The following is a 19,854-nucleotide window of genomic DNA, read 5'->3' on the forward strand; positions in this document are numbered from 1 at the left end:
CCCGCGATGCCTTAAAGGTTCAGGCGCCCAGACCTACTGCCGTACGCGCCCGCCCCTCGACCCGCCGCTTCAACCCGCGCGACTCGATCACCAGGCGCGAACCACTGCCCGCATTCGCCCGTCCCCAATCCTCCAGCAACTCAAGGCATGAGTGATCGATGTAGCTGAGGTTGGCCAGCGGCACATGCAGCGTGGTACCCGCGGGTATGCCTTCCAGCACCCGCGTCAGCGCCGGTACCTTGAGAAAGGTCGCCGCACCGCTCAGGCGCAATTCCAGATGGCCCGGCTCGTCCCGGCTGCTGACACTGATCTTCAACCGTGCCGCCTTCAGCGCAAGCTTCAGCAAGGTCAGCGCAAAGCCCAGCAGCACACCGGTCAGCAGGTCGGTGAAAATGATCGCCAATGCCGTCGCGGCATAGGTGAACATCGGCATCCGCCCATACCGGCCCAGCCCGCGAAACGCCTTGAAGTCGACCAGCTTGAAGCCGGTATACACCAGCACCCCGGCCAGGCTCGCCACCGGAATCTGCTGCAGCAGGCTGCTCAGCACCACCACGAAGGCCAGCAACCACACGCCATGCAGGATCGCCGACAGCCGCGTCTGCGCCCCGGCCTGCACGTTGGCCGAGCTGCGCACGATCACACCGGTCATCGGCAACGCGCCGAGCAGGCCACACAGCATGTTGCCGATGCCTTGGGCCGACAGTTCACGGTCGAAGTCCGAGCGCTGGCCATTGTGCATGCGGTCTACCGCCGCCGCCGACAGCAGGGTTTCGGCACTGGCGATGAACGCCAGTGCGAATGCGGCCACCAGCAGGTGCGGGTTGGCCAGGTTGAGCAGGTCGGCCGGGCGTAGCCAGTCGATGGCCTCGGCCAGGTTGTCCGGTACCACCACGCGGTTCACCGGCAACGCCAGCCACAGGCTCAGCAGGGTCATCAAGGCGACACCCAGCAAGGCGCCCGGCACAAAGCGCAGCTTCTGCGGACGCAGCCGTTCCCAGGCCCACATGATCGCAATGGTACCCAGGCCCAATGCACCGGCCTGCCAACCATTGCCGGCGCTTTCCAGCGGCAGCGCCTGCATCACGGTCTGCGGAAAGCCCATCAGGTTGGCCAGCCCCGACGGCTGCGGGCTGCTGTCGAACATCACATGCACCTGCGACAGCACGATCAGTACCCCGATACCGGCGAGCATGCCATACACCACCGCCGGCGCCGTGACGCGGAACCAGCAGCCCAGGCGCAAACGCCCGGCCACCAGTTGCAACAGGCCGGCCAGCAGCAGGATCGGCCCGAGCATGGCCACGCCATGCTGGCGCACCAGCTCGAACACCAGCACCGCCAGGCCCGCCGCCGGGCCACTGACCTGCAAGGGCGAACCGGCGATGAAGCCCACCACCAGGCCACCGATGATACCGGTGATCAGGCCCTTGGCCGGCGGCATGCCCGAGGCGATCGCGATGCCCATGCACAGGGGCAGGGCCACCAGAAACACCACCACTGAAGCGAGCAGTTCACGCGGCAGGGCCGCTTTCAATTGCGTCATGTTCACCATTACTCTCCCTAAGATCAGTCACGCCGGCGCCAATCCGATGGCCCCGTGCGCTGCAAATTGCTGTCAGGCGGGCAGCCGTCGGCCGCCAGCAGTCCGGCAAGGCATTCACGTAAATTCAGGACGGCCGACTACCTGAGCTGCACGCGAACGTGCAGCCTTCAGTCACCCTGGCTAGAAGGACGTGTGGCTAGTAGCGCCCGCGCGGCGTGGCGCAAGGGATCGGCTGGCCGCTCTGCAACGGCAGGAAGCGGTCGCTCACTGCGTCGTAGGCCGTGATTTCGCTGGTTTCGATGTCGTAGATCCAGCCGTGGATGTACAACTGGCCGGCGGCCAGGCGCGAGGCCACCGAGGGGTGGGTGCGCAAGTGCTGCAGCTGGGCGATGACGTTTTCCTTGGTCAGCACCTGCATGCTTTCATGCTCGGTGCCGCAATGGCAGTTGTCTTCGACCACAGTGCGCGCCACTTCGGCGTGACGCAGCCAGGCCTTGACCGTCGGCATCTTCTCCAGGCTCTGCGGGTTGAGCACGGCGCGCATGGCACCGCAGTCGGAGTGGCCGCAGACGATGATGTGCTGTACACCCAGGGCCATGACCGCGTACTCGATGGCCGTCGAAACGCCGCCGTTCATCTGCCCGTAGGGCGGTACCACGTTACCGACGTTGCGGGTCACGAACAGATCGCCCGGCGAGCTCTGGGTAATCAGCTCGGGCACAATGCGCGAGTCGGCACAGGTAATGAACATTGCCCGCGGCGTTTGCGCGGTAGCGAGTTTCTTGAACAGCTCTTCCTGCTGCGGGAATACTTCGTGATGGAAGTGCAAAAAGCCGTCGACGATATGCTTCAGTGCGGCATCGGCGCTTTCGGCTTGATCAGCCGGGCCGTTTTGAGAGGGGTCCTGGTCGTGCATTGATTGATCCTCTTTGACGGTTTCAAGGTAAGTCCATTTTACCGGTTTAAGATTCAGGCATTGCATGATCGTTGGATGACGCGCGCCGTCCATTGATCACAGCCGGCTGCCTGATTTCTCACGCTACGCGGCGAAACTTAACTCAAACTGAATTCGGAGGCTCTAGAACGGGCGTTCCAGAAGTTTCAGGCGGGATAGAAATGGTATCAAAAAACCATTACTGGCCACTACCCATTATTTATCAGAGCAGCGAAAGCTGCCCGCCCGGTGGGCAAAACGCGCTGCAATCCAGCGCATGACCTTCACGCTGGTTCAACCCCAGGCGGCGTACGGCCTTGGCGAAACGCTGCGCCAGCAGGTCGGCAAACACGCCCTCGCCGCGCATGCGTGCACCGAACCGGCTGTCGTACAGATCACCGCCACGGCTCTGGCGGATCAGGCTCAGCACATGGGTCGCCCGCTGCGGGTAATGGTCCTGCAGCCACTGCTCGAACAGGGGCGCCACCTCCAGCGGCAAGCGCAGCAGCATGTAGGCCGCGCTGAGTGCACCCGCCTCACTGGCGGCCTCGAGCAGATGCTCCAGCTCGCTGTCGTTGATCATCGGGATCATCGGTGAGCACAGCACACCCACCGGCACACCGGCTTCGCGCATCACGCGGATGGCACGCAAGCGCGCCTTTGGCGCGGCGGCACGTGGCTCGAGGGTACGCTTGAGCTCGTCGTCCAGCGTGGTCAGGCTGATCATCACCGACACCAGCCGCTGCTGCGCCAGTTCCGCCAGCAGGTCGAGATCACGCAGGATCAACGAGCCCTTGGTGACGATGGTCACCGGGTGGCGGTAGCGCAACAGCACTTCGAGCAGGCGACGGGTCAGCAGTTGCTCGCGCTCGATGGGTTGGTAGGGGTCGGTATTGGAGCCCAGATTGATCGGCGCACACACATAGCCCTTTTTCGAGAGCTGCTGTTCCAGTACCGCCGCCGCATTGGTCTTGGCGATCAGCTTGGTCTCAAAATCGAGCCCGGGCGAGAGGTCCCAGTAGGCGTGACTGGGGCGTGCGTAGCAGTAGATACAGCCATGCTCGCAGCCGCGGTAGGGGTTGATGGAACGGTCGAACGGCAGGTCGGGGGACGTATTGCGGGTGATGATGGTCTTGGCCGTCTCGATGCGCACCTCGGTACCCTGGGTGAGCGGCGCCTCCTGGTACCAGCCGTCGTCTTCGGCCACCGAGCGGCCGGGGGCAAAGCGGTTGTGCGGGTTGTGCGCGGTACCGCGACCGCGCACAGGCGCTGGAAAGGACATGGCGTGCCACCTGTACTGTTTTTTTATACAGTACCCGTTTCGCGACGCATGCTCCAGCGCCACTCGGCGCCTCGAGGTGGCTAGTGGCTCATGCCGTGCCACTGCAGAAATGGCAGGGGGCTTACATCGCGCCCGCGAAAGGCCCTGAAACCGGCCGTGATCGTGCGTCCGGCGCCGGGTGCCACGATGGCCTCGAGCAAGGCGCGACCGGTCTCGGGGTTGAGCACCCCCTCGCGTTCAAAGCGGGCAAACGCGTCGATCGCATAGACCCGCGACCACAGGTAGCTGTAGTAGCCAGCCTCGTAGCCGCTGACCAGGTGATCGAAGGCCTGGGCCGGCCGCTCGAAGTCGCCCAGCGGCAAGGGCAGTACCGCATCGAAGTGCTCGGCCACCTGCTGCTGGAGGCTGCGCGAGACATCCGGCTCGCCATGCAGGTGCAGGTCGAATCGCGCCCTCGCCAGGTCGCGGGCAAAGGTCAGCCCTTCCTGCAGCTTTTGCTGGTCGAGAAACGCCTGCACCGTCGAGCTTGGCAGTGCCTGACCCGTCTGGTAGTGGTGGGAGATGCCGGCCAGGTACTGGGCTGACCAGCACCAGCGCTCCAGCAGTTCGCTGAAGAATTCGACCCCGTCCGGCCCCAGGGTGTCGATATCGGACAGCCGGTAATCGGTGGTGGCAACCAGAAGCTGGTGCAGGCAATGACCGAACTCGTGGTACAGCTTGCGCAGGTCAAGATGGGTCAGCAGCGGTGGGACCACGCCGTCGCCGCGCTCGACCGCGCAGAACAGCGCCGCCACACCTTTGTGAAAGCCGCCCTCGGCGTCAACGTGGCGGTTCCACACACGCAGGCTCCAGGCATAGTCATCCTTGCCCGGACGGGTCACCACATCCATGTACAGGTAGCCCACCAGCGCATGGCCCTGCACCACCTCGAAACATCGCACATCCGCATGCCAGGCCTGCAGCGCGCTGGCCGGCGTGAGCTGCACCCCGAACAGGGTCTGCGCCAATTGCCTCATGGCTTGCAACACCTGCTCCAGCGGGAAATAGCCGCGCACTTCCTCGCTGGACAGCGCCAGCGGGTGGTGCTGCGCACGGCGCGCGTAGAAGGCGATATCCCAGGGCTGCAGGCCACCCAGCCGGGCCTGCTGATCAACCGCGTGCAGCCGCCTGATTTCCCCGGCACGCCAGGCAGCGCTGTGGATGGTCAGGTCCTGCAGAAACTGCGCGACCTGGGTGGTAGATTCAGCCGTCTTGGTCTGCAGGCTGAGTTCGGCGAAGCTGGCAAAACCCAGCAGTTGTGCCTGCTCATGGCGCAGTCTGCTCAGCGCCAGCAGCACGGGTCCGTTGTCCGGGCCCGCATCCAGATCCGAAGCCCGGCCATGGTAGGCCCGATACACGGTTTCACGCAGGCTACGGTCGCTGGCCTGCTGCAGGATGGCCAGGCACGGTGCCTCTTCGAGCGTCACCAGCCAGCCTTCAAGGCCTTGTGCCTGCGCCTTGCGCGCCATGGCGGCCTTGTCCAGTTCGTCCACCCCGAGCAGCCGCTGGGCGTCGGTGACCAACAGCGTCCAGGCGCCGGTAGCGTGCGCCAGGTTATCGACGAAGGCATTGCGTTGCTTGCTCAGGCTGACTTGCAGGTCCATCAGGCGGGCACGCTCGGTTTCGCCAAGCTCGGCACCGCTGAGGCGAAACGCCTTGATCGACTGTTGCAGCGAAAGCGTGCGCTCGCGGCTGAAGTGGGCGGCGTGCGCGCTGTCGGCCAGACGTTGATAGAGCGCCAGCAACGTCACGTTCTGCAATTTCGCCTGGTGATAGGCCTGGCTCTTGATCCAGCACTCATCCACGGCGCTCTTCCAGGCCTCGCCGCGGGTGTACAGGGGCACGATCAGGCGCACGGCGTTGTTGAGGCGGGCGTCCAGCGCATCGACGGCCATCACCAGGTCGTCCCAGGTGGGCAGCACGCTCTGGCTCACGATGAGCTCGGCGAGGGCATGATGGTTGTCAAGGATGATCTGGTCGATCGCCGCCGTCAGGTGTTCGAGACGGATGCTGGCGTAGGGAGGCGGGTCGAGGCGGGCGAGCAGGGGATTGGCGCTCATGGCAGTTCCTTTAGTGACGGGAAAGGTCCCGTCACTTTCAAGGGTTGCCGGCGTGGCAGGGGCTAACTATGTAGGCCCTTTGCCTGCTAAGGCTTCTTCAGCTTGGGATTGGGGAAGAACTGCACCGTCTGTACCGCAGGCGGCGCCTTGACCTCGGCCTGGTTGACCCGCGTACCCAGCTCCTTGGGTACCGACAGCCCCTGCTCGTTGAGCGTGTCGGCAAACCCGCAGGCCACGCACTCGCGATGCGGCACGCTGTCCTCGCTCCACATCATCAGCTTGTCCGGCTCGCTGCACGCCGGGCAGACCGCCCCGGCGATAAAGCGCTTCTTGGTCTTGCTCATGCCGCCACGTCCTCGCTCAGGCCGCAATGGCGCAACAAGGCGTCGATCGACGGCTCGCGACCACGGAAGTCGACGAACAGCAGCATCGGTGCCTGCGAACCGCCACGCGCCAGGATCGCCTCGCGGAACGCGCGACCGGTCTCGGCATTGAGCACGCCTTCTTCCTCGAAGCGCGAGAACGCATCGGCCGATAGCACTTCAGCCCACTTGTAGCTGTAGTAACCGGCTGCGTAACCGCCGGCAAAGATGTGCGCAAAGCTGTTGGGGAAGCGGTTGTACGCCGGCGGGCGCATCACCGAGACTTCATCGCGAATGCCTTCGAGCACCTCCAGCACGCTGCGGCCATCGCCATGGCTGGCATGCAGTTCGAAGTCGAACAGCGAGAACTCCAACTGGCGCACCATCATCAGGCCCGACTGGAAGTTCTTCGCCGCCAGCATCTTCTCCAGCAGGTCCTGGGGCAGCGCGGCCGCGCTTTCGTAGTGGCCGGAGATCAGCGCCAGGCCTTCAGGCTCCCAGCACCAGTTTTCCATGAACTGGCTCGGCAGTTCGACCGCATCCCACGCCACGCCGTTGATGCCCGACACGCCGGCATGCTCGATACGGGTCAGCAGGTGATGCAGGCCATGGCCAAATTCGTGGAACAGGGTGGTGACTTCATCGTGGGTCAGCAGCGCCGGCTTGCCCGGGGCGGCCGGGGTGAAGTTGCACACCAGGTTGGCCACCGGGCTCTGCAGGCTGCCTTGGGCGGTGCGCCGACGGTCGCGGGCGCCATCCATCCACGCCCCGCCACGCTTGTTGGCGCGGGCATACAGGTCGAAGAAGAAACGCCCCACATGCTGGCCGTGCTCCTTGATCTCGAACAGGCGCACGTCCGGGTGCCAGGTGTCGAACCCCTTGAGTTCGGCGATCTCGATGCCGTACAGGCGCTGCACGATGGCGAACAGGCCCGACAGCACCTTGTCGATCGGGAAGTAGGCGCGCAGGGTTTCCTGGCTCACGCTGTAGCGCTGTTCGCGCAGTTTTTCGCCATAGAAACCGCTGTCCCAGCTCTGCAGGTCCGGGCAACCCTGCTCGGCGGCATAGGCCTTGAGCTGGGCCAGGTCCTGGACCGCGAACGGCTTGCTGCGCTTGGCCAGGTCACGCAGGAAGCTCAGTACCTGGTCGCTGGACTCGGCCATCTTGGTGGCCAGGCTCAGCTCGGCAAAGTTGGCGTAGCCCAGCAGTTCGGCCAGTTCCTGGCGCAGGTCGAGGATCTCGCGCATCACCGGGCCGTTGTCGAACTGGCCGGCATTCGGGCCCTGGTCGGAGGCACGGGTACAGTAGGCGACGTAGATTTCCTCGCGCAGCGCACGGTCGTGGGCGTAGGTCATCACCGCGTAGTAGCTGGGGAACTCCAGGCTGATCAGCCAGCCGTCCAGGCCCTTGGCCTGCGCAGCGGCGGCCATCTGCGCCTTGGACGAATCGGTCAGGCCGGCCAGCGCGGCCTCGTCGGTGACGTGCTTGGTCCAGGCCTGGGTGGCGTCGAGCAGCTGGTTGGAGAAGCGGCTGCCCAGCTCCGACAGTTTGCTCTGCACCTGGGCATAACGTTGCTGCTGGTCGACGGGAAGGTCGATACCCGACAGGCGGAAGTCGCGCAGCGCCTGTTCGAGGATGGTCTTTTGCGCCACATCGAAGCCGGCAGCTTCGGGGCTGGCGATCAACGCCTCATAGGCCTGGAACAGCGCACGGTTCTGGCCGAGCTCGGTGGCGTAGGCGCTCAGGGCCGGCAGGCAGGCCTCGTAGGCCTCGCGCAGCTCGGCGCTGTTGCACACGGCATTGAGGTGGCTGACCGGGCTCCAGGCGGCGCTGAGGCGGTCATTGAGTTCGTCCATGGCCAGCACCAGGCCGGCCCAGGTGGGGTTCTGGCCTTGGGTGTCGAGGATCGAGGCGATGGCGCTGCGGTTGTCGGCCAGGATCTGTTCGATCGCCGGCAGCACATGCTCGGCACGGATCGCCGAGAAGGGCGGCAGGTCATAAGACTGCAGAAGCGGGTTGTTCGCACTCACGGTTAAACACCTTGGCAGAAGAAACACGCGACCATCTTAATTACAATCGACGCTGACCGCAGCTATCAGCCTTCAAGAGAGACGCTATAAATGGCCATTCGCAGCTTCCAGCAACACACCCCGCGCCTCGGCGCACGGGCTTTCGTCGACCGCAGTGCCGTGGTGCTGGGGGATGTCGAGATCGGCGAGGACAGCTCGGTGTGGCCATTGACGGTGATTCGCGGCGATATGCACCGCATCCGCATCGGTGCGCGCACCAGTGTGCAGGACGCCAGCGTACTGCACATCACCCACGCCGGGCCGTTCAACCCCGAGGGTTTCGCGCTGCTGATCGGTGATGAGGTAACCATTGGTCACAAAGTCATGCTGCATGGCTGCACCCTGGGCAACCGCATCCTGGTGGGCATGGGCAGTACCATCATGGACGGCGCGGTGGTGGAAGACGGCGTCATCATTGGCGCCGGCAGCCTGGTGCCACCGGGCAAACGCCTGCTCAGCGGCTTTCTGTACGTGGGCAGCCCGGTGAAGCAGGCGCGCGCCCTGACTGACAAGGAGCGTGCGTTTTTCCCCTACAGCGCCAGCAACTACGTCAAGCTCAAAGACCAGCACCTGGCCGAAGGCTACGACCGCCCCGAGTGAGTTATCCACAGCCCCATTTCGAGATTGCCATGCACCAGCAAAACATTCTGTTCGACCTCGACGGTACGCTCACCGACCCGCGCGAGGGCATCACCCGCTCGATCCAGTACGCCCTGGCCAAACTGGGCATCGACGAGCCCGACCTGACCCGTCTGGAGCACTTCATCGGCCCGCCGCTGCTGCAGGCGTTCATGCAGTTCTATGGCTTCGACGAGGCCAGGGCCTGGCAGGCGGTGAACTTCTACCGCGAGCGCTTCAAGGTCACCGGGCTGTACGAGAACCGGGTATTCGAGGGCGTGGGCGAGTTGCTCGACGGCCTGCAAGGGCAGGGCCGTACGCTGTATATCGCGACCTCCAAGCCGTGGGAATTTGCCCGCGAAATTGCCCGGCATTTCGACTTTGCCCGGCATTTCAAGGTGATCTACGGCAGCGAACTGGATGGCACGCGCACCAACAAGGTGGAGCTGATTGCCCATCTGCTGGCAGAAGAGCAGCTGGACCCTGCACAGACGCTGATGATCGGCGACCGCAAGCACGACCTGATCGGTGCCCGCAGCAACGGCCTGCAGGCGGTAGCGGTGGGGTACGGGTTTGGCAGCCACGAGGAGCTGACGGCAGAGCAGCCGGCGTATCACTTCGCGACGCTGGGTGAGCTGCATCGGGCCTTCATGCGCGGTTAAGGCCCCCTTGGCCGGCAAGCCAGCGCCCACAAGGTTCAGCGCTATCCTGTGGGCGCCGGCTTGCCAGCGAAGCGTTCAAGGGCCTGCTGGCGCTGCTCGAACGGCAACCGCCCCCACGCCTCAACCCGCCGATAAAACACCGACCAATCCCCACCTGCCTCGGCAAACAACGCCGCAAACGCCGGCACCCACTGGTCATACAGCCCGAATGGCAGCAGCCTGGCATTGTTCATCGGTGCGTTGATCCACGCGTCATAGCGCGTGTCGCCCGCCCACTGCGTATCACGCATCGTCCGATACTCCGCCCGCAAGCGCTCGAACTCCGCCTGCTTGGCTGCACGCATCACCGTTGCCTGCAACGGCTGCGCATACAGCGCCTTGAGCCGCTCGCGACTGGCCAGCACCAGCCCGACGAACTGGTCGCGCTGGCGTCCCGCACCCTGCGCCAGCGGGGCAAGCCCGCGCGCCTCACGCCACTGCCGCGAGCCTTGCTGCTCGACAAAGGTGGCAAACGACTCGTTGAACGCCGTGTCGTCCTTCACATACACGCGCTGGTGCGCCAGCTCATGGAAGATCACCGTGGCCAGGCGTTCGTCGCCCCAGCCCAGCATCGAGTTCAGAATCGGGTCATCGAACCAGCCCAGCGTCGAATACGCCTCGACCCCGCCCACATACACATCCTGCCCCTGCACCTTCTGCAACGCCGCCGCACCGCGCGCCGCACCCTGGCTGTAATAGCCGCGATAGGCCACGCAACCGGCGATGGGGAAGCAGTAGGTGTGCGGTTGCAGCGAAAACTCCGGCGTGACGAACACGTTCCACACCACGAACGGCCGCCCGATATCGGCGTACACCTGGTAACTGCGGTTGTCCGGCAGCTTCAGCTGACGGCTGGCAAACGCCCGTGCCTGCTGCGCCTGCACCAGGTGCTGGCGCAACGCGGGGGGTGTCGCCGGGTCGGCCACCAGCGCTGCCACCGGCTCGCGCGCACGCAACAGTTGCCATTGCCCGCTCGCCAGCTGGCTGTAGTAGCTGACACTGGTGCAACCGCTGAGCAGCCCGACCACCACCACGGGAACCAATCGCCGAAAGACGCGGTCGAGTGCCCCGGGGCTTGAGCGCAACCAAAGAAGAATTCGAATCATGTGCAGGGATGTCTCGCTCAAGTGCTCATCGGCCCAAGACTATCCTGCCCGCCCGGAGTTTTGCCATGCGTACGATGCTCGTTGCCAGCGCTGTGCTGGCCCTGACCGGCTGTGCCGGCCTGCCGCCCGCCGACCCGAACCAGGCCTGGGTCGATCTTGCCCCTGGCGCCGACGATACCCTGCACGCCCTGCAAGTGGACGAACGCGCCTGGCCCGATACCCGCTATTTCGAAGTGGCACCGGGCAGCCATGAGCTGACGGTGCGCTACCAGTTCGCGGTGGCCCCGAGCAACATCGGCCCGGTGCACGCGCCGCTGTGGCGCGATTGCCAGATGAACGTGACATTCAAGGACTTCAATGCCGGTCAGCGCTATCAGCTCGAAGCCGGCAGTATTGGCTTTCGGCCCTGGGCCAAGCTCTATGACGCGCAGCGCAAACTGGTAGGTACCGGCTTGCCGGCGGGCTGCCAGCGCACCTGAGGGCCCAATGGCGCTATGCTTATACCTTGAAGCCCGCCCGTGGAGATCGTCATGCGCCAGCCAATGATGCTGCTCGCCATCAGTACCCTGGGGGCGTGTGCCAGCCCCTTGCCGCCAGTCGACAGCAAGCAGGCCTGGATCGACCTTTACACCGTCACGCCAGGCAAGGTGCTGATGGCCGACCGGCTCGACGGCAAGCGCCTCAACGACGGGCGGTTCTTCCAGGTCACGCCGGGCGCGCACGAGTTGACCGTGCGCTTCGACTTCGAGGTCTACGCCGGTGGTTTCAGCACCGACCCCACCGAGCGCACCTGCTACCTGAAAATTCGCTATGACGGCTTCCAGGCCGGCCAGCGCTACCGCATCGAGGCCCGCGCACCGGCCATGCAGCCCAGCGCGTACCTGTATGACGCGCAGCGCAAGGTGGTCGCCGAGGAACAGAACGACATCTTCTGTATCCCCTGACGGCTAGCGGTCGTTTTTCTGGTAGATGATCTTCTTGGTGCCGTTCTCGCAGCTACCCACCACCATGTTCTGGTCGTGGACTTCATCGTTGTTCACGATTTCAAGGGTGTAGGAAGGGACATTGTTGGCCTGGATCTTGGCTTCGATCTCGGCCTTGAGCGCTTCGCAGTCCTTGGGCGCCGCCAGTGCAGCGGTAGCCAGCAGCGAGGCGAGCAGGGCGGTTGCTATACGGATCATCGGGCAGCTCCTTGTGGCGGCAGACCATCTGCCGACAGTCATTGGACCACAAGAAGCCGTGCGCGGTTCTGATCGCAAGCAGCGTCAGCTCACCAGGGTGGCATCCAGGCTGATCTTCGCGTTCAGTACTTTGGACACCGGGCACCCTGCCTTGGCCTTGTTGGCCAGCTCCAGGAACTGCTGCTCGCTGGCGCCAGGCACCTTGGCTTTCAGAATCAGGTGTACCGCCGTGATGGCGAAGCCGTCGGGCTGCTTGTCCAGGGTCACTTCGGCGATGGTGTCGATACGCTCGGCGGTCAGGCCGGCGTCACCCAGAATCATCGAAAGGGCCATGGAGAAGCAGCCAGCATGGGCTGCACCGATCAATTCTTCGGGGTTGGTCCCAGGCTGGTTTTCAAAGCGGGTATTGAAGCCGTAGGGGTTGTTTCTCAGTGAATTGCTTTCAGTAGAGATCGTGCCCTTGCCGTCCTTCAGCCCACCTTCCCAAACGGCGGATGCTGTCTTTTTTATCTCGCTCATAAAGCCTCCTGAATGCCTGAGGGCGCGGGGGATCGCACCTGGCGTTAAATTCAGAGGGCGCTGATTCGGGCAAGTTCAGCCCGATTGCAGGCAGCGCCATTGAATACCTGGGATATGCCCATACAGAGTCAGAAAGGTCGCCGCATGCTGTCGGCCTAACGACTCAGGAGGCGTACACGCTCATGAAGCGACTCGCGGACATCAACTATTCCACCCTCGACCTGGTGCCCGTGCGCCAGGACAGTGGCCCGGCCCAGTCCCTGCGCAACTCGCTGGACCTGGCGCAACACGTGGAAAAATTCGGCTACAAGCGCTTCTGGGTGGCCGAGCACCACAACATGGACGGCATCGCCAGCTCCGCCACCTCCGTGCTGCTGGGCTACCTGGCCGGCGGCACCTCGACGATTCGCGTGGGGGCGGGCGGGGTCATGCTGCCCAACCACGCACCGCTGGTGATTGCCGAGCAGTTCGGCACCCTGGCCAGCCTGTACCCGGGCCGCATCGACCTGGGCCTGGGGCGTGCGCCGGGCTCCGACCAGATGACCGCCCGCGCCTTGCGTCGCGAGCGTTCGGGCAGTGCGGACGACTTCCCGGATGATGTCGAGGAACTGGTGCGCTACCTGGGGCCACGTACCCCCGACCAGAAAGTCATTGCCGTGCCGGGGTATGGCACCGAGGTGCCGATCTGGCTGTTGGGGTCGAGCCTGTTCAGTGCGCAACTGGCGGGGATGCGGGGGTTGCCGTACGCATTTGCTTCGCACTTTGCACCGCGCATGATGCATGAGGCTATTCGCGTCTACCGCAATCACTTCAAGCCGTCTGCGGTGCTGGACAAGCCGTATGTGATGCTCGGCGTACCGCTGGTGGCAGCCGATACCGACGAGCAGGCCGACTGCCTGGCCACCTCGGTGTACCAGCGCATCCTGGCGTTGATGCGCGGGCAGAGCCTGGTGCAGCGCCCGCCGGTCGACAGCATGGATGGCCTGTGGTTGCCGCACGAGCGTGAGGCAGTGGGGAGTTTCCTGGGGCTGGCGATGGTCGGCGGGCCCGAGAAGATCCGCGCCAAGCTGGAGGTGCTGCTGGAGCAGACCGGGGCCGACGAGCTGATCTTTACCTGCGACCTGTATGAGCATGCCGACCGGATCCGCTCATACGAGATTCTGTCTCAGGTCATGCAGGGCGCCTGAGGGCCCTTCGCCGGCAAGCCAGCTCCCACAACCTGTGGGAGCCGGCTTGCCGGCGAAGAAGCCAACATCGATCAACGCTTGTACACGATCTCTTTGGTGCCGCCTTCACAGCTGCCCACCACCTTGCCATCGGTCGCGGCGCCCTTGTCGACGATCTCCAGCGAATAGCCGCTCACGCCCTTGGCGTCGAGCTTGGCGGCGATCTCGCTCTTCAATTCTTCACACGGCTTGCCTGCCGCCAGCGCAGTCCCGGCCAGCGCCATCAAACCCAACGCCATTACCAACTTCTTCATCGATCGCATTCCTTGTTCAGATCAAAAAGGGTCCGGGGGCTCTACACCGCCATCAGCTGTTGGCGATACGAAAGCCCACCTTGAGGGTCACCTGGAAATGCGCCGCCTTGCCATCCTTGATATGGCCACGGGTATCGATCACTTCGAACCATTCCAGGTGCTTGATGCTCTTGCCGGCCTCGGCCAGCGCATTGTTGATCGCGTCCTCGATGCTGCTGGGCGAGGAGCCGACCAGTTCGATTTTCTTGTACGTGTGGTGATCAGACATGAGCGCTCTCCATAAAAAGGTGTGCAATGAGCCTAGCAGCGCCGGGCAGGTTTACCTGTGTGGGCAAAACCCGGTGAAAAGTTTCATCGCACTTTCGCCGTCGCGCGCAGTCCCAACCTTCACATGCCACTCACACCCTGAAGGAGAGCCACCATGGCCAATAGCTCGCTACGTAAAGCCTCGTTGCAAAGCATGGAAGCAGAGATCGAAAGCCTCCTCAAATCCCTGGAAAACCTCAAAGACGATGCTTCGGACGAGTCGCGCAAAACCCTTAAAAGCCTCAAGGGCAATGCCGAAAACGCTCTGCGCCATTCCCGCAGCCTGCTCACCGATGCCTATGAAGAGGTGAAAACCAAAACGCGCGAAACCAGCATCGCGACCCGCGACTACGCCCAGGAACACCCCTGGACCACTGCCGGTGTGGCCGTGGGCGCGCTGGGCCTGCTGGCCGCCTACCTGCTGTGCAAGCGCGGCGACTGATCACGCCGCCTGCCGCCCCAGCTCGGCGCGCAACCATTGCGCCAGCTGTTCGGCGCGCCCGTCTGCGGCGCGCCGGGGTACCCATAGCGCCAGCGCTGCGCGGGTCTGGCTGAACCCCCAGGGGGCAGCCAGGCGCCCTGCACGCAAGTCATCGGCCACCAGCGGCTGGGGCGCGATCGCCACGCCCAGGCCCGCTACCGCCGCCTCCAGCAAATAATACAGATGCTCGAAATCCTGCCCGTAGCGCAGTGCCTGCGGGTCGATCTGCTGTTGGCGCGCCCAGTCTGGCCAGGCCTGAAGACGCGAGGTGGTCTGCAGCAGGGCTTCGCCCAGCAACGCGCTGGCCGGCGCCTGGTGCAACCGTTCATAACCGGCAAAATGCGGGCTGAGCACCGGCCCGATGCACTCCTGCGCCAGCACATGCACCTGCATGTCGGCCGGCCACGGCGGCTCGGCGAACACCAGCAGCGCATCCAGCCCGGGGCGACGCGGGTCCAGGTCGCCTTCACCGGCCGACAGGTGCAGGCGCAGCTCTGGCAAATCTGCCTGCAGGCGCCCCAGTCGCGGGATGAACCAGCGCGCCAGCAAGCTGCCCGAACAGCCCAGCACAAATGGCGCATCGGCACTGTCCTGGCTCAACTCGGCGCACACGCTGCGCAGGCGCTCGAAGGCCTCGCTGCTGGCATCGCGCAGCCGGATACCGGAATCTGTGAGTTTAAGGCCACGCCCTTCCTTGACGAACAGGGTCACGCCCAGGTGCGCCTCGAGCACCTTCAACTGGCGGCTTACCGCGCCATGGGTCACGTGCAGTTGTTCGGCAGCCTGGCTGACGCTGTTGAGTCGGGCGGTGGCTTCGAAGGCCCGAAGGGCATTCAGCGGGGGCAGTTCTCTGGCCATTAACGTGTGAGTTTTCCTGACAGGTTGTGGCGATCTTATCGGTTTTCAGCGGCGCGTGTCGTGGGTAGAGTAGGCCCATTGCGACCTCATACCTACGCCCTGGAGCGACCCATGACCCAGACCAACTTCCGCAGCGGCCCCGACGCCAACGGCCTGTTTGGCGCATTCGGTGGCCGCTACGTTGCCGAAACCCTGATGCCGCTGGTGCTCGACCTGGCCCGCGAATACGACGCAGCCAAGGCCGACCCCGCCTTTGTCGAGCAACTGGCGTACTTCCAGCGCGACTACATCGGCCGCCCCAACCCCCTGTACTTTGCCGAACGCCTGACCGAGCACTGTGGCGGCGCGAAGATCTTCTTCAAGCGCGAAGAGCTCAACCACACCGGCGCGCACAAGGTGAACAACTGCATCGGCCAGGTGCTGCTGGCCAAGCGCATGGGCAAGAAACGCCTGATCGCCGAAACCGGCGCCGGCATGCACGGCGTGGCCACCGCCACCGTGGCCGCGCGCTTCGGCCTGCCCTGCGTGATCTACATGGGCGCCACCGACATCGAGCGCCAGCAGGCCAACGTGTTCCGCATGAAACTGCTGGGTGCCGAGATCGTACCGGTCACCGCCGGCACCGGCACCCTCAAAGACGCCATGAACGAGGCGCTGCGCGACTGGGTCACCAACGTCGACGACACCTTCTACCTGATCGGCACCGTGGCCGGCCCGCACCCGTACCCTGCGATGGTGCGCGACTTCCAGTCAATCATCGGCAAGGAAACCCGCGAGCAGCTGCAGGCCAAGGAAGGGCGTCTGCCCGACAGCCTGATCGCCTGCGTCGGCGGCGGCTCCAATGCCATGGGTCTGTTCCACGACTTCCTCGATGACGCCAGCGTGCAGATCATCGGCGTCGAAGCCGGCGGCCACGGGGTCGACACCGACAAGCACGCGGCCAGCCTCAACGGTGGCGTACCGGGCGTGCTGCACGGCAACCGCACCTACCTGCTGCAGGACGCCGACGGCCAGATCACCGACGCCCACTCGATTTCGGCAGGCCTCGACTACCCGGGCATCGGCCCGGAGCATGCCTACCTGCACGAAGTGAAGCGCGTGGAGTACGTCAGCATCACCGACGACGAGGCCCTGGCCGCGTTCCATACCACCTGCCGCCTGGAAGGCATCATCCCGGCGCTGGAAACCTCGCACGCCCTGGCCGAAGCCATCAAGCGTGCGCCGACCCTGCCCAAGGATCACCTGATGGTGGTGTGCCTGTCCGGGCGGGGTGACAAAGACATGCAAACCGTCATGAGCCATATGGCCGCGCAGGAGAAGCAGGCATGAGCCGTCTTGAACAACGTTTTGCCGACCTCAAGCGCGAGGGCCGTGCGGCCCTGGTGACCTTCGTCACGGCCGGCGACCCCGGCTACGATGCCTCGCTGGCGATCCTCAAGGGCCTGCCGGCGGCCGGTGCCGACGTGATCGAACTGGGCATGCCGTTCACCGACCCGATGGCCGATGGCGTGGCGATCCAGCTGGCGACGCTGCGGGCGCTGGACGCCGGGCAGACCCTGGCGAAAACCCTGCAGATGGTGCGCGAGTTCCGTGTGGACAACCACACCACGCCCATCGTGCTGATGGGCTATTACAACCCGATCCACCGTTTTGGCGTGGAGGCGTTCGTGGCCCAGGCCAGGGAGGCGGGTGTGGATGGCCTGATCATCGTCGACCTGCCGCCGGAGCACGACGCCGAACTGGCAACGCCGGCGCAGGCCGCGGGTATCGACTTTATCCGCCTGACCACGCCGACTACCGACGATGCGCGCCTGCCGCGTGTGCTGGAGCGCAGCTCGGGCTTTGTCTACTACGTGTCGGTGGCCGGTGTGACCGGTGCAGGTTCGGCGACTGCCGAGCATGTGAGCAGCGCCATCGAGCGGCTGCGTCGACATACCGATCTGCCGATCAGCGTCGGCTTTGGCATCCGCACCCCGGAACAGGCGGCGGCGATTGCGCGGCTGGCCGATGGCGTGGTGGTGGGGTCGGCGCTGGTGGACAAGATCGCCAATGCCAACAGCGGCGAGCAGGCGGTCAGCGATGTACTGGCGCTGTGCTCGGCGCTGGCCGAGGGTGTGCGTTCAGCACGCAAGGCTTAGTACCGAGGTGCTCCATTCGCTGGCAAGCCAGCTCCCACAGGTACAGCGTGATCCTGAAATCACCTGTCTTTCTGTGGGAGCTGGCTTGCCAGCGAAGGGCGCACTGCCGACACGGGATCATTCGAACAGCGAAAGGTCCAATGGCCTGATCGCCCCCATCCAGATCGCATGATCGCGGTGATCCGCCAGCTCATCTCCGGTCAACGGGTGCAGAAACACCACCAACCCGTTGCGATAAAGCGCCAGCCACGGCAACACCACGCCCACTACCTCAGGCCCGAACGCCAACTGGCAGCTCCAGTCCGGGTGCGGCCCCACCGGTTTCTGGTGCATGCGCCCCATGCTCACACCGAACAGCGTGGCGGCTTGCTCGCACAGCTCCCGCGCCTGCTGCATCGTGCTGGCGTCGTAATAAACGTGGGCGTGATAGCCCTTGATCCGTTGCACAGTGACTCCTGACTCAGAGAAGGATCCAACGCATCAAGAATACAACGCCTTGCCTCCTGCAACCCAACCACGGCTTGCACCACCCTCCACGACACTGCACCCTGAGCACCCACTGCACAGCATCGAGTGCCCCATGGCCTGGCTAAAGAGCCACCGTCTGTTTCCCTTTCTTGCCTGGCTGCCCCGGCAAACCCGCGCCAGCCTACGCCGCGACCTGCTGGTGGGGCTGAGCGGTGCGATCCTGGCACTGCCCCAGTCGATCGCCTACGCCCTGATCGCCGGCCTGCCCGCCGAATACGGCCTGTACGCGGCCATCGTGCCGGTGCTGATCGCCTGCCTGTGGGGCTCCTCCTGGCACCTGATCTGTGGCCCGACCGCCGCGATCTCCATCGTGCTCTACGCCAGCATCAGCCCCATGGCGGTGCCGGGCAGTGACGACTACATCACCCTGATCCTGCTGCTGACCTTTCTTGCCGGGCTGTTCCAGTGGGTGCTCGGCCTGCTGCGCTTCGGCGCGCTGGTGAACTTCGTCTCGCACTCGGTGGTGCTCGGCTTCACGTTGGGGGCTGCGGTGGTGATCGCCCTGGGCCAGTTGCCCAACCTGCTCGGGCTCGGTCTGGACAGCCAGACTACCGCCCTCAAGACCCTGCAGGGCCTGCTGCAGCATGCCGGTGAAATCGACTGGCCATCGCTGTGGCTGGGGCTCGGCACGCTGCTGCTGGGCCTGGTGCTGAAACTGAGCCTGCCGCGCTGGCCTGCCCTGTTGACAAGTCTGGTGGGCGCCAGCCTGCTGGCATGGCTGTGGCCTTCGGCATTCGGTCATGTGGCACGGGTGCCGGCCTTTGTCGGGCAGTTGCCACCCTTCAGCCCACTGCCGCTGCTGGACCTGGAAATGGTGCTGCGCCTGCTGCCCAGCGCCGTGGCGCTTGGCATGCTGGGCCTGGTCACCAGCCTGTCGATTGCGCGCTCGCTGTCGATCCGTTCTGAGCAACTGATCGACGCCAACCAGGAGATTCGCGCCCAGGGCCTGTCGAACCTGGGGGGGGCGTGGTTCTCGGGGTACCTGTCGTCGGGCTCGTTCACGCGCTCCGGGCTCAACCATGACGCCGGCGCCCGGTCGCCGCTGGCCGGCGTGTTCTCGGCGCTGTGGGTGGCGCTGTTCGCACTGGCCGGTGCGCACCTGATCGCACATATCCCGATCCCCGCGATGGCCGGCAGTATCCTGCTGATCTGCTGGGGGCTGGTCGATCACCGTGCCATCCGTGCGTTGTTTCGGGTCAGCCGGCCGGAATTTCTGGTGATGGCGCTGACCTGCGTTGCGACCTTGCTGCTGGAATTGCAGACGGCGATCTATGCGGGGGTGCTGGCGTCACTGTTTTTCTACCTCAAGCGCACCTCGCAACCGCGGGTACAGCAGTCGCGCGAAGGCGAGGCGGACGTGCTGCGGGTATTGGGCTCGATCTTCTTCGGCGCCAGCCATTACCTGCAGGTGCGCCTGCAGCGGTGCCAGGCGCAGGTGGTGGTGATCGATGCGCGGCAGATCAACTTCATCGACTATTCGGGGGTGGAGATGCTGCACCAGGAAGCGCGGCGGCTGCGCCGGCAAGGGCGTCAATTGGTGCTGCGACGGGCGCGGGGGCAGGTGGTGGAGGAGTTGCAGAAGCTGGAAGGAGCGGCGGGTTGCCCGATCCGGTTCGACGATTGAGCAGGCCCCTTCGCTGGCAAGC

General features: G+C 64.6%; 22 protein-coding genes. 9 read left to right on the plus strand and 13 right to left on the minus strand.

Annotated elements, in window-relative coordinates; translation table 11 throughout:
• Positions 1-19: 19 nt before the first annotated feature.
• The 6 genes from KUO17_RS14180 to prlC all read right to left on the minus strand — a co-directional run bounded on the left by KUO17_RS14180 (position 20) and on the right by prlC (position 8,253).
• Complete coding sequence (locus KUO17_RS14180) at positions 20-1,555, minus strand: SulP family inorganic anion transporter (RefSeq protein ID WP_217976177.1); 1,536 nt, start codon at positions 1,553-1,555, stop codon at positions 20-22.
• Positions 1,556-1,742: 187 nt separating this feature from the next.
• The gene (locus KUO17_RS14185; protein WP_217976178.1) at positions 1,743-2,462 is read right to left on the minus strand and encodes a carbonic anhydrase; all 720 of its coding nucleotides are present in this window, start codon (positions 2,460-2,462) and stop codon (positions 1,743-1,745) included.
• 241 nt (positions 2,463-2,703) lie between these two features.
• Positions 2,704-3,762: a PA0069 family radical SAM protein gene (locus KUO17_RS14190; protein WP_217976179.1), complete on the minus strand. Its 1,059-nt coding sequence runs from the start codon at positions 3,760-3,762 to the stop codon at positions 2,704-2,706.
• Between the two features lie 80 nt (positions 3,763-3,842).
• Positions 3,843-5,861, minus strand: a complete 2,019-nt coding sequence (locus KUO17_RS14195) for a M3 family metallopeptidase (RefSeq protein ID WP_217976180.1) — start codon at positions 5,859-5,861, stop codon at positions 3,843-3,845.
• Positions 5,862-5,947: 86 nt separating this feature from the next.
• Positions 5,948-6,205, minus strand: coding sequence for a YheV family putative zinc ribbon protein (locus tag KUO17_RS14200; RefSeq protein ID WP_217976181.1), 258 nt, complete (start codon positions 6,203-6,205; stop codon positions 5,948-5,950).
• A complete protein-coding gene (gene prlC / locus KUO17_RS14205; RefSeq protein ID WP_217976182.1) occupies positions 6,202-8,253 on the minus strand; it encodes an oligopeptidase A in 2,052 nt (683 codons plus the stop codon). Before prlC ends, KUO17_RS14200 begins: the two co-directional genes overlap by 4 nt.
• 90 nt (positions 8,254-8,343) lie before the next feature.
• Between prlC and KUO17_RS14210 the strand changes: the two genes are divergently transcribed.
• Positions 8,344-8,892, plus strand: a complete 549-nt coding sequence (locus KUO17_RS14210; RefSeq protein WP_217976183.1) for a gamma carbonic anhydrase family protein — start codon at positions 8,344-8,346, stop codon at positions 8,890-8,892.
• A gap of 29 nt (positions 8,893-8,921) precedes the next feature.
• The gene (locus KUO17_RS14215) at positions 8,922-9,572 is read left to right on the plus strand and encodes an HAD family hydrolase (protein WP_217976184.1); all 651 of its coding nucleotides are present in this window, start codon (positions 8,922-8,924) and stop codon (positions 9,570-9,572) included.
• A 41-nt stretch (positions 9,573-9,613) separates the two neighbouring features.
• Here the strand turns inward: KUO17_RS14215 and KUO17_RS14220 are convergent, their stop codons facing one another.
• Positions 9,614-10,717: an aminopeptidase gene (locus tag KUO17_RS14220; RefSeq protein WP_217976185.1), complete on the minus strand. Its 1,104-nt coding sequence runs from the start codon at positions 10,715-10,717 to the stop codon at positions 9,614-9,616.
• A 65-nt stretch (positions 10,718-10,782) separates the two neighbouring features.
• Here KUO17_RS14220 and KUO17_RS14225 point away from each other — a divergent pair, with 65 nt between their 5' ends.
• Positions 10,783-11,196 (plus strand): PA0061/PA0062 family lipoprotein, encoded by a 414-nt coding sequence (locus tag KUO17_RS14225; RefSeq protein WP_217976186.1) that lies wholly within the window; start codon positions 10,783-10,785, stop codon positions 11,194-11,196.
• A gap of 51 nt (positions 11,197-11,247) precedes the next feature.
• Positions 11,248-11,661, plus strand: a complete 414-nt coding sequence (locus KUO17_RS14230) for a PA0061/PA0062 family lipoprotein (RefSeq protein WP_217976187.1) — start codon at positions 11,248-11,250, stop codon at positions 11,659-11,661.
• A 3-nt stretch (positions 11,662-11,664) separates the two neighbouring features.
• On the opposite strand, the gene KUO17_RS14235 is transcribed toward KUO17_RS14230, so the two are convergent.
• Positions 11,665-11,898 (minus strand): DUF1161 domain-containing protein, encoded by a 234-nt coding sequence (locus KUO17_RS14235; protein ID WP_217976188.1) that lies wholly within the window; start codon positions 11,896-11,898, stop codon positions 11,665-11,667.
• An 84-nt stretch (positions 11,899-11,982) separates the two neighbouring features.
• Complete coding sequence (locus KUO17_RS14240; RefSeq protein WP_217976189.1) at positions 11,983-12,417, minus strand: OsmC family protein; 435 nt, start codon at positions 12,415-12,417, stop codon at positions 11,983-11,985.
• A gap of 182 nt (positions 12,418-12,599) precedes the next feature.
• Here KUO17_RS14240 and KUO17_RS14245 point away from each other — a divergent pair, with 182 nt between their 5' ends.
• A complete protein-coding gene (locus KUO17_RS14245) occupies positions 12,600-13,604 on the plus strand; it encodes an LLM class flavin-dependent oxidoreductase (RefSeq protein ID WP_217976190.1) in 1,005 nt (334 codons plus the stop codon).
• A 71-nt stretch (positions 13,605-13,675) separates the two neighbouring features.
• Here KUO17_RS14245 and KUO17_RS14250 read toward each other — a convergent pair whose 3' ends face one another.
• Complete coding sequence (locus KUO17_RS14250; RefSeq protein ID WP_217976191.1) at positions 13,676-13,897, minus strand: DUF1161 domain-containing protein; 222 nt, start codon at positions 13,895-13,897, stop codon at positions 13,676-13,678.
• 52 nt (positions 13,898-13,949) lie between these two features.
• Positions 13,950-14,165 carry a dodecin gene (locus KUO17_RS14255; protein WP_217976192.1) on the minus strand — a complete coding sequence of 72 codons (216 nt, stop codon included), beginning with the start codon at positions 14,163-14,165 and terminating at the stop codon, positions 13,950-13,952.
• A gap of 153 nt (positions 14,166-14,318) precedes the next feature.
• On the opposite strand from KUO17_RS14255, the gene KUO17_RS14260 reads away from it, so the two are divergent.
• Entirely contained in the window at positions 14,319-14,645 is a 327-nt protein-coding gene (locus KUO17_RS14260) for an ElaB/YgaM/YqjD family protein (protein WP_217976193.1), read from the plus strand.
• On the opposite strand, the gene KUO17_RS14265 is transcribed toward KUO17_RS14260, so the two are convergent.
• Positions 14,646-15,542: a LysR family transcriptional regulator gene (locus tag KUO17_RS14265; RefSeq protein ID WP_217976194.1), complete on the minus strand. Its 897-nt coding sequence runs from the start codon at positions 15,540-15,542 to the stop codon at positions 14,646-14,648.
• Between the two features lie 111 nt (positions 15,543-15,653).
• Here KUO17_RS14265 and trpB point away from each other — a divergent pair, with 111 nt between their 5' ends.
• Both trpB and trpA read left to right on the plus strand, forming a co-directional pair.
• Complete coding sequence (gene trpB, locus KUO17_RS14270) at positions 15,654-16,871, plus strand: tryptophan synthase subunit beta (RefSeq protein WP_217976195.1); 1,218 nt, start codon at positions 15,654-15,656, stop codon at positions 16,869-16,871.
• The gene (trpA, locus tag KUO17_RS14275) at positions 16,868-17,680 is read left to right on the plus strand and encodes a tryptophan synthase subunit alpha (protein ID WP_217976196.1); all 813 of its coding nucleotides are present in this window, start codon (positions 16,868-16,870) and stop codon (positions 17,678-17,680) included. The genes trpB and trpA overlap by 4 nt, the downstream gene beginning before the upstream one ends.
• Positions 17,681-17,797: 117 nt before the next feature.
• Here trpA and KUO17_RS14280 read toward each other — a convergent pair whose 3' ends face one another.
• Positions 17,798-18,127, minus strand: a complete 330-nt coding sequence (locus KUO17_RS14280) for a DOPA 4,5-dioxygenase family protein (RefSeq protein ID WP_217976197.1) — start codon at positions 18,125-18,127, stop codon at positions 17,798-17,800.
• A 133-nt stretch (positions 18,128-18,260) separates the two neighbouring features.
• On the opposite strand from KUO17_RS14280, the gene KUO17_RS14285 reads away from it, so the two are divergent.
• Positions 18,261-19,832: a SulP family inorganic anion transporter gene (locus KUO17_RS14285; RefSeq protein WP_217976198.1), complete on the plus strand. Its 1,572-nt coding sequence runs from the start codon at positions 18,261-18,263 to the stop codon at positions 19,830-19,832.
• Positions 19,833-19,854 lie beyond the last annotated feature (22 nt).

It is taken from the genome of Pseudomonas aegrilactucae, from assembly GCF_019168305.1.
GTDB lineage: Bacteria > Pseudomonadota > Gammaproteobacteria > Pseudomonadales > Pseudomonadaceae > Aquipseudomonas > Aquipseudomonas aegrilactucae.

Bases quoted from the DNA above. Each gene is read 5' to 3' on its own strand.
- KUO17_RS14230 (WP_217976187.1), top strand. From the start codon at position 11,248: ATGCGCCAGCCAATGATGCTGCTCGCCATCAGTACCCTGGGGGCGTGT.
- KUO17_RS14245 (WP_217976190.1), top strand. From the start codon at position 12,600: ATGAAGCGACTCGCGGACATCAACTATTCCACCCTCGACCTGGTGCCC.
- KUO17_RS14185 (WP_217976178.1), bottom strand. From the start codon at position 2,462: ATGCACGACCAGGACCCCTCTCAAAACGGCCCGGCTGATCAAGCCGAA.
- KUO17_RS14180 (WP_217976177.1), bottom strand. From the start codon at position 1,555: ATGGTGAACATGACGCAATTGAAAGCGGCCCTGCCGCGTGAACTGCTC.
- KUO17_RS14255 (WP_217976192.1), bottom strand. From the start codon at position 14,165: ATGTCTGATCACCACACGTACAAGAAAATCGAACTGGTCGGCTCCTCG.
- trpA (WP_217976196.1), top strand. From the start codon at position 16,868: ATGAGCCGTCTTGAACAACGTTTTGCCGACCTCAAGCGCGAGGGCCGT.
- KUO17_RS14215 (WP_217976184.1), top strand. From the start codon at position 8,922: ATGCACCAGCAAAACATTCTGTTCGACCTCGACGGTACGCTCACCGAC.
- KUO17_RS14235 (WP_217976188.1), bottom strand. From the start codon at position 11,898: ATGATCCGTATAGCAACCGCCCTGCTCGCCTCGCTGCTGGCTACCGCT.
- KUO17_RS14250 (WP_217976191.1), bottom strand. From the start codon at position 13,897: ATGAAGAAGTTGGTAATGGCGTTGGGTTTGATGGCGCTGGCCGGGACT.
- KUO17_RS14195 (WP_217976180.1), bottom strand. From the start codon at position 5,861: ATGAGCGCCAATCCCCTGCTCGCCCGCCTCGACCCGCCTCCCTACGCC.
- KUO17_RS14240 (WP_217976189.1), bottom strand. From the start codon at position 12,417: ATGAGCGAGATAAAAAAGACAGCATCCGCCGTTTGGGAAGGTGGGCTG.
- KUO17_RS14190 (WP_217976179.1), bottom strand. From the start codon at position 3,762: ATGTCCTTTCCAGCGCCTGTGCGCGGTCGCGGTACCGCGCACAACCCG.
- trpB (WP_217976195.1), top strand. From the start codon at position 15,654: ATGACCCAGACCAACTTCCGCAGCGGCCCCGACGCCAACGGCCTGTTT.
- KUO17_RS14200 (WP_217976181.1), bottom strand. From the start codon at position 6,205: ATGAGCAAGACCAAGAAGCGCTTTATCGCCGGGGCGGTCTGCCCGGCG.
- KUO17_RS14285 (WP_217976198.1), top strand. From the start codon at position 18,261: ATGGCCTGGCTAAAGAGCCACCGTCTGTTTCCCTTTCTTGCCTGGCTG.
- KUO17_RS14260 (WP_217976193.1), top strand. From the start codon at position 14,319: ATGGCCAATAGCTCGCTACGTAAAGCCTCGTTGCAAAGCATGGAAGCA.
- KUO17_RS14210 (WP_217976183.1), top strand. From the start codon at position 8,344: ATGGCCATTCGCAGCTTCCAGCAACACACCCCGCGCCTCGGCGCACGG.
- KUO17_RS14265 (WP_217976194.1), bottom strand. From the start codon at position 15,542: ATGGCCAGAGAACTGCCCCCGCTGAATGCCCTTCGGGCCTTCGAAGCC.
- KUO17_RS14220 (WP_217976185.1), bottom strand. From the start codon at position 10,717: ATGATTCGAATTCTTCTTTGGTTGCGCTCAAGCCCCGGGGCACTCGAC.
- KUO17_RS14225 (WP_217976186.1), top strand. From the start codon at position 10,783: ATGCGTACGATGCTCGTTGCCAGCGCTGTGCTGGCCCTGACCGGCTGT.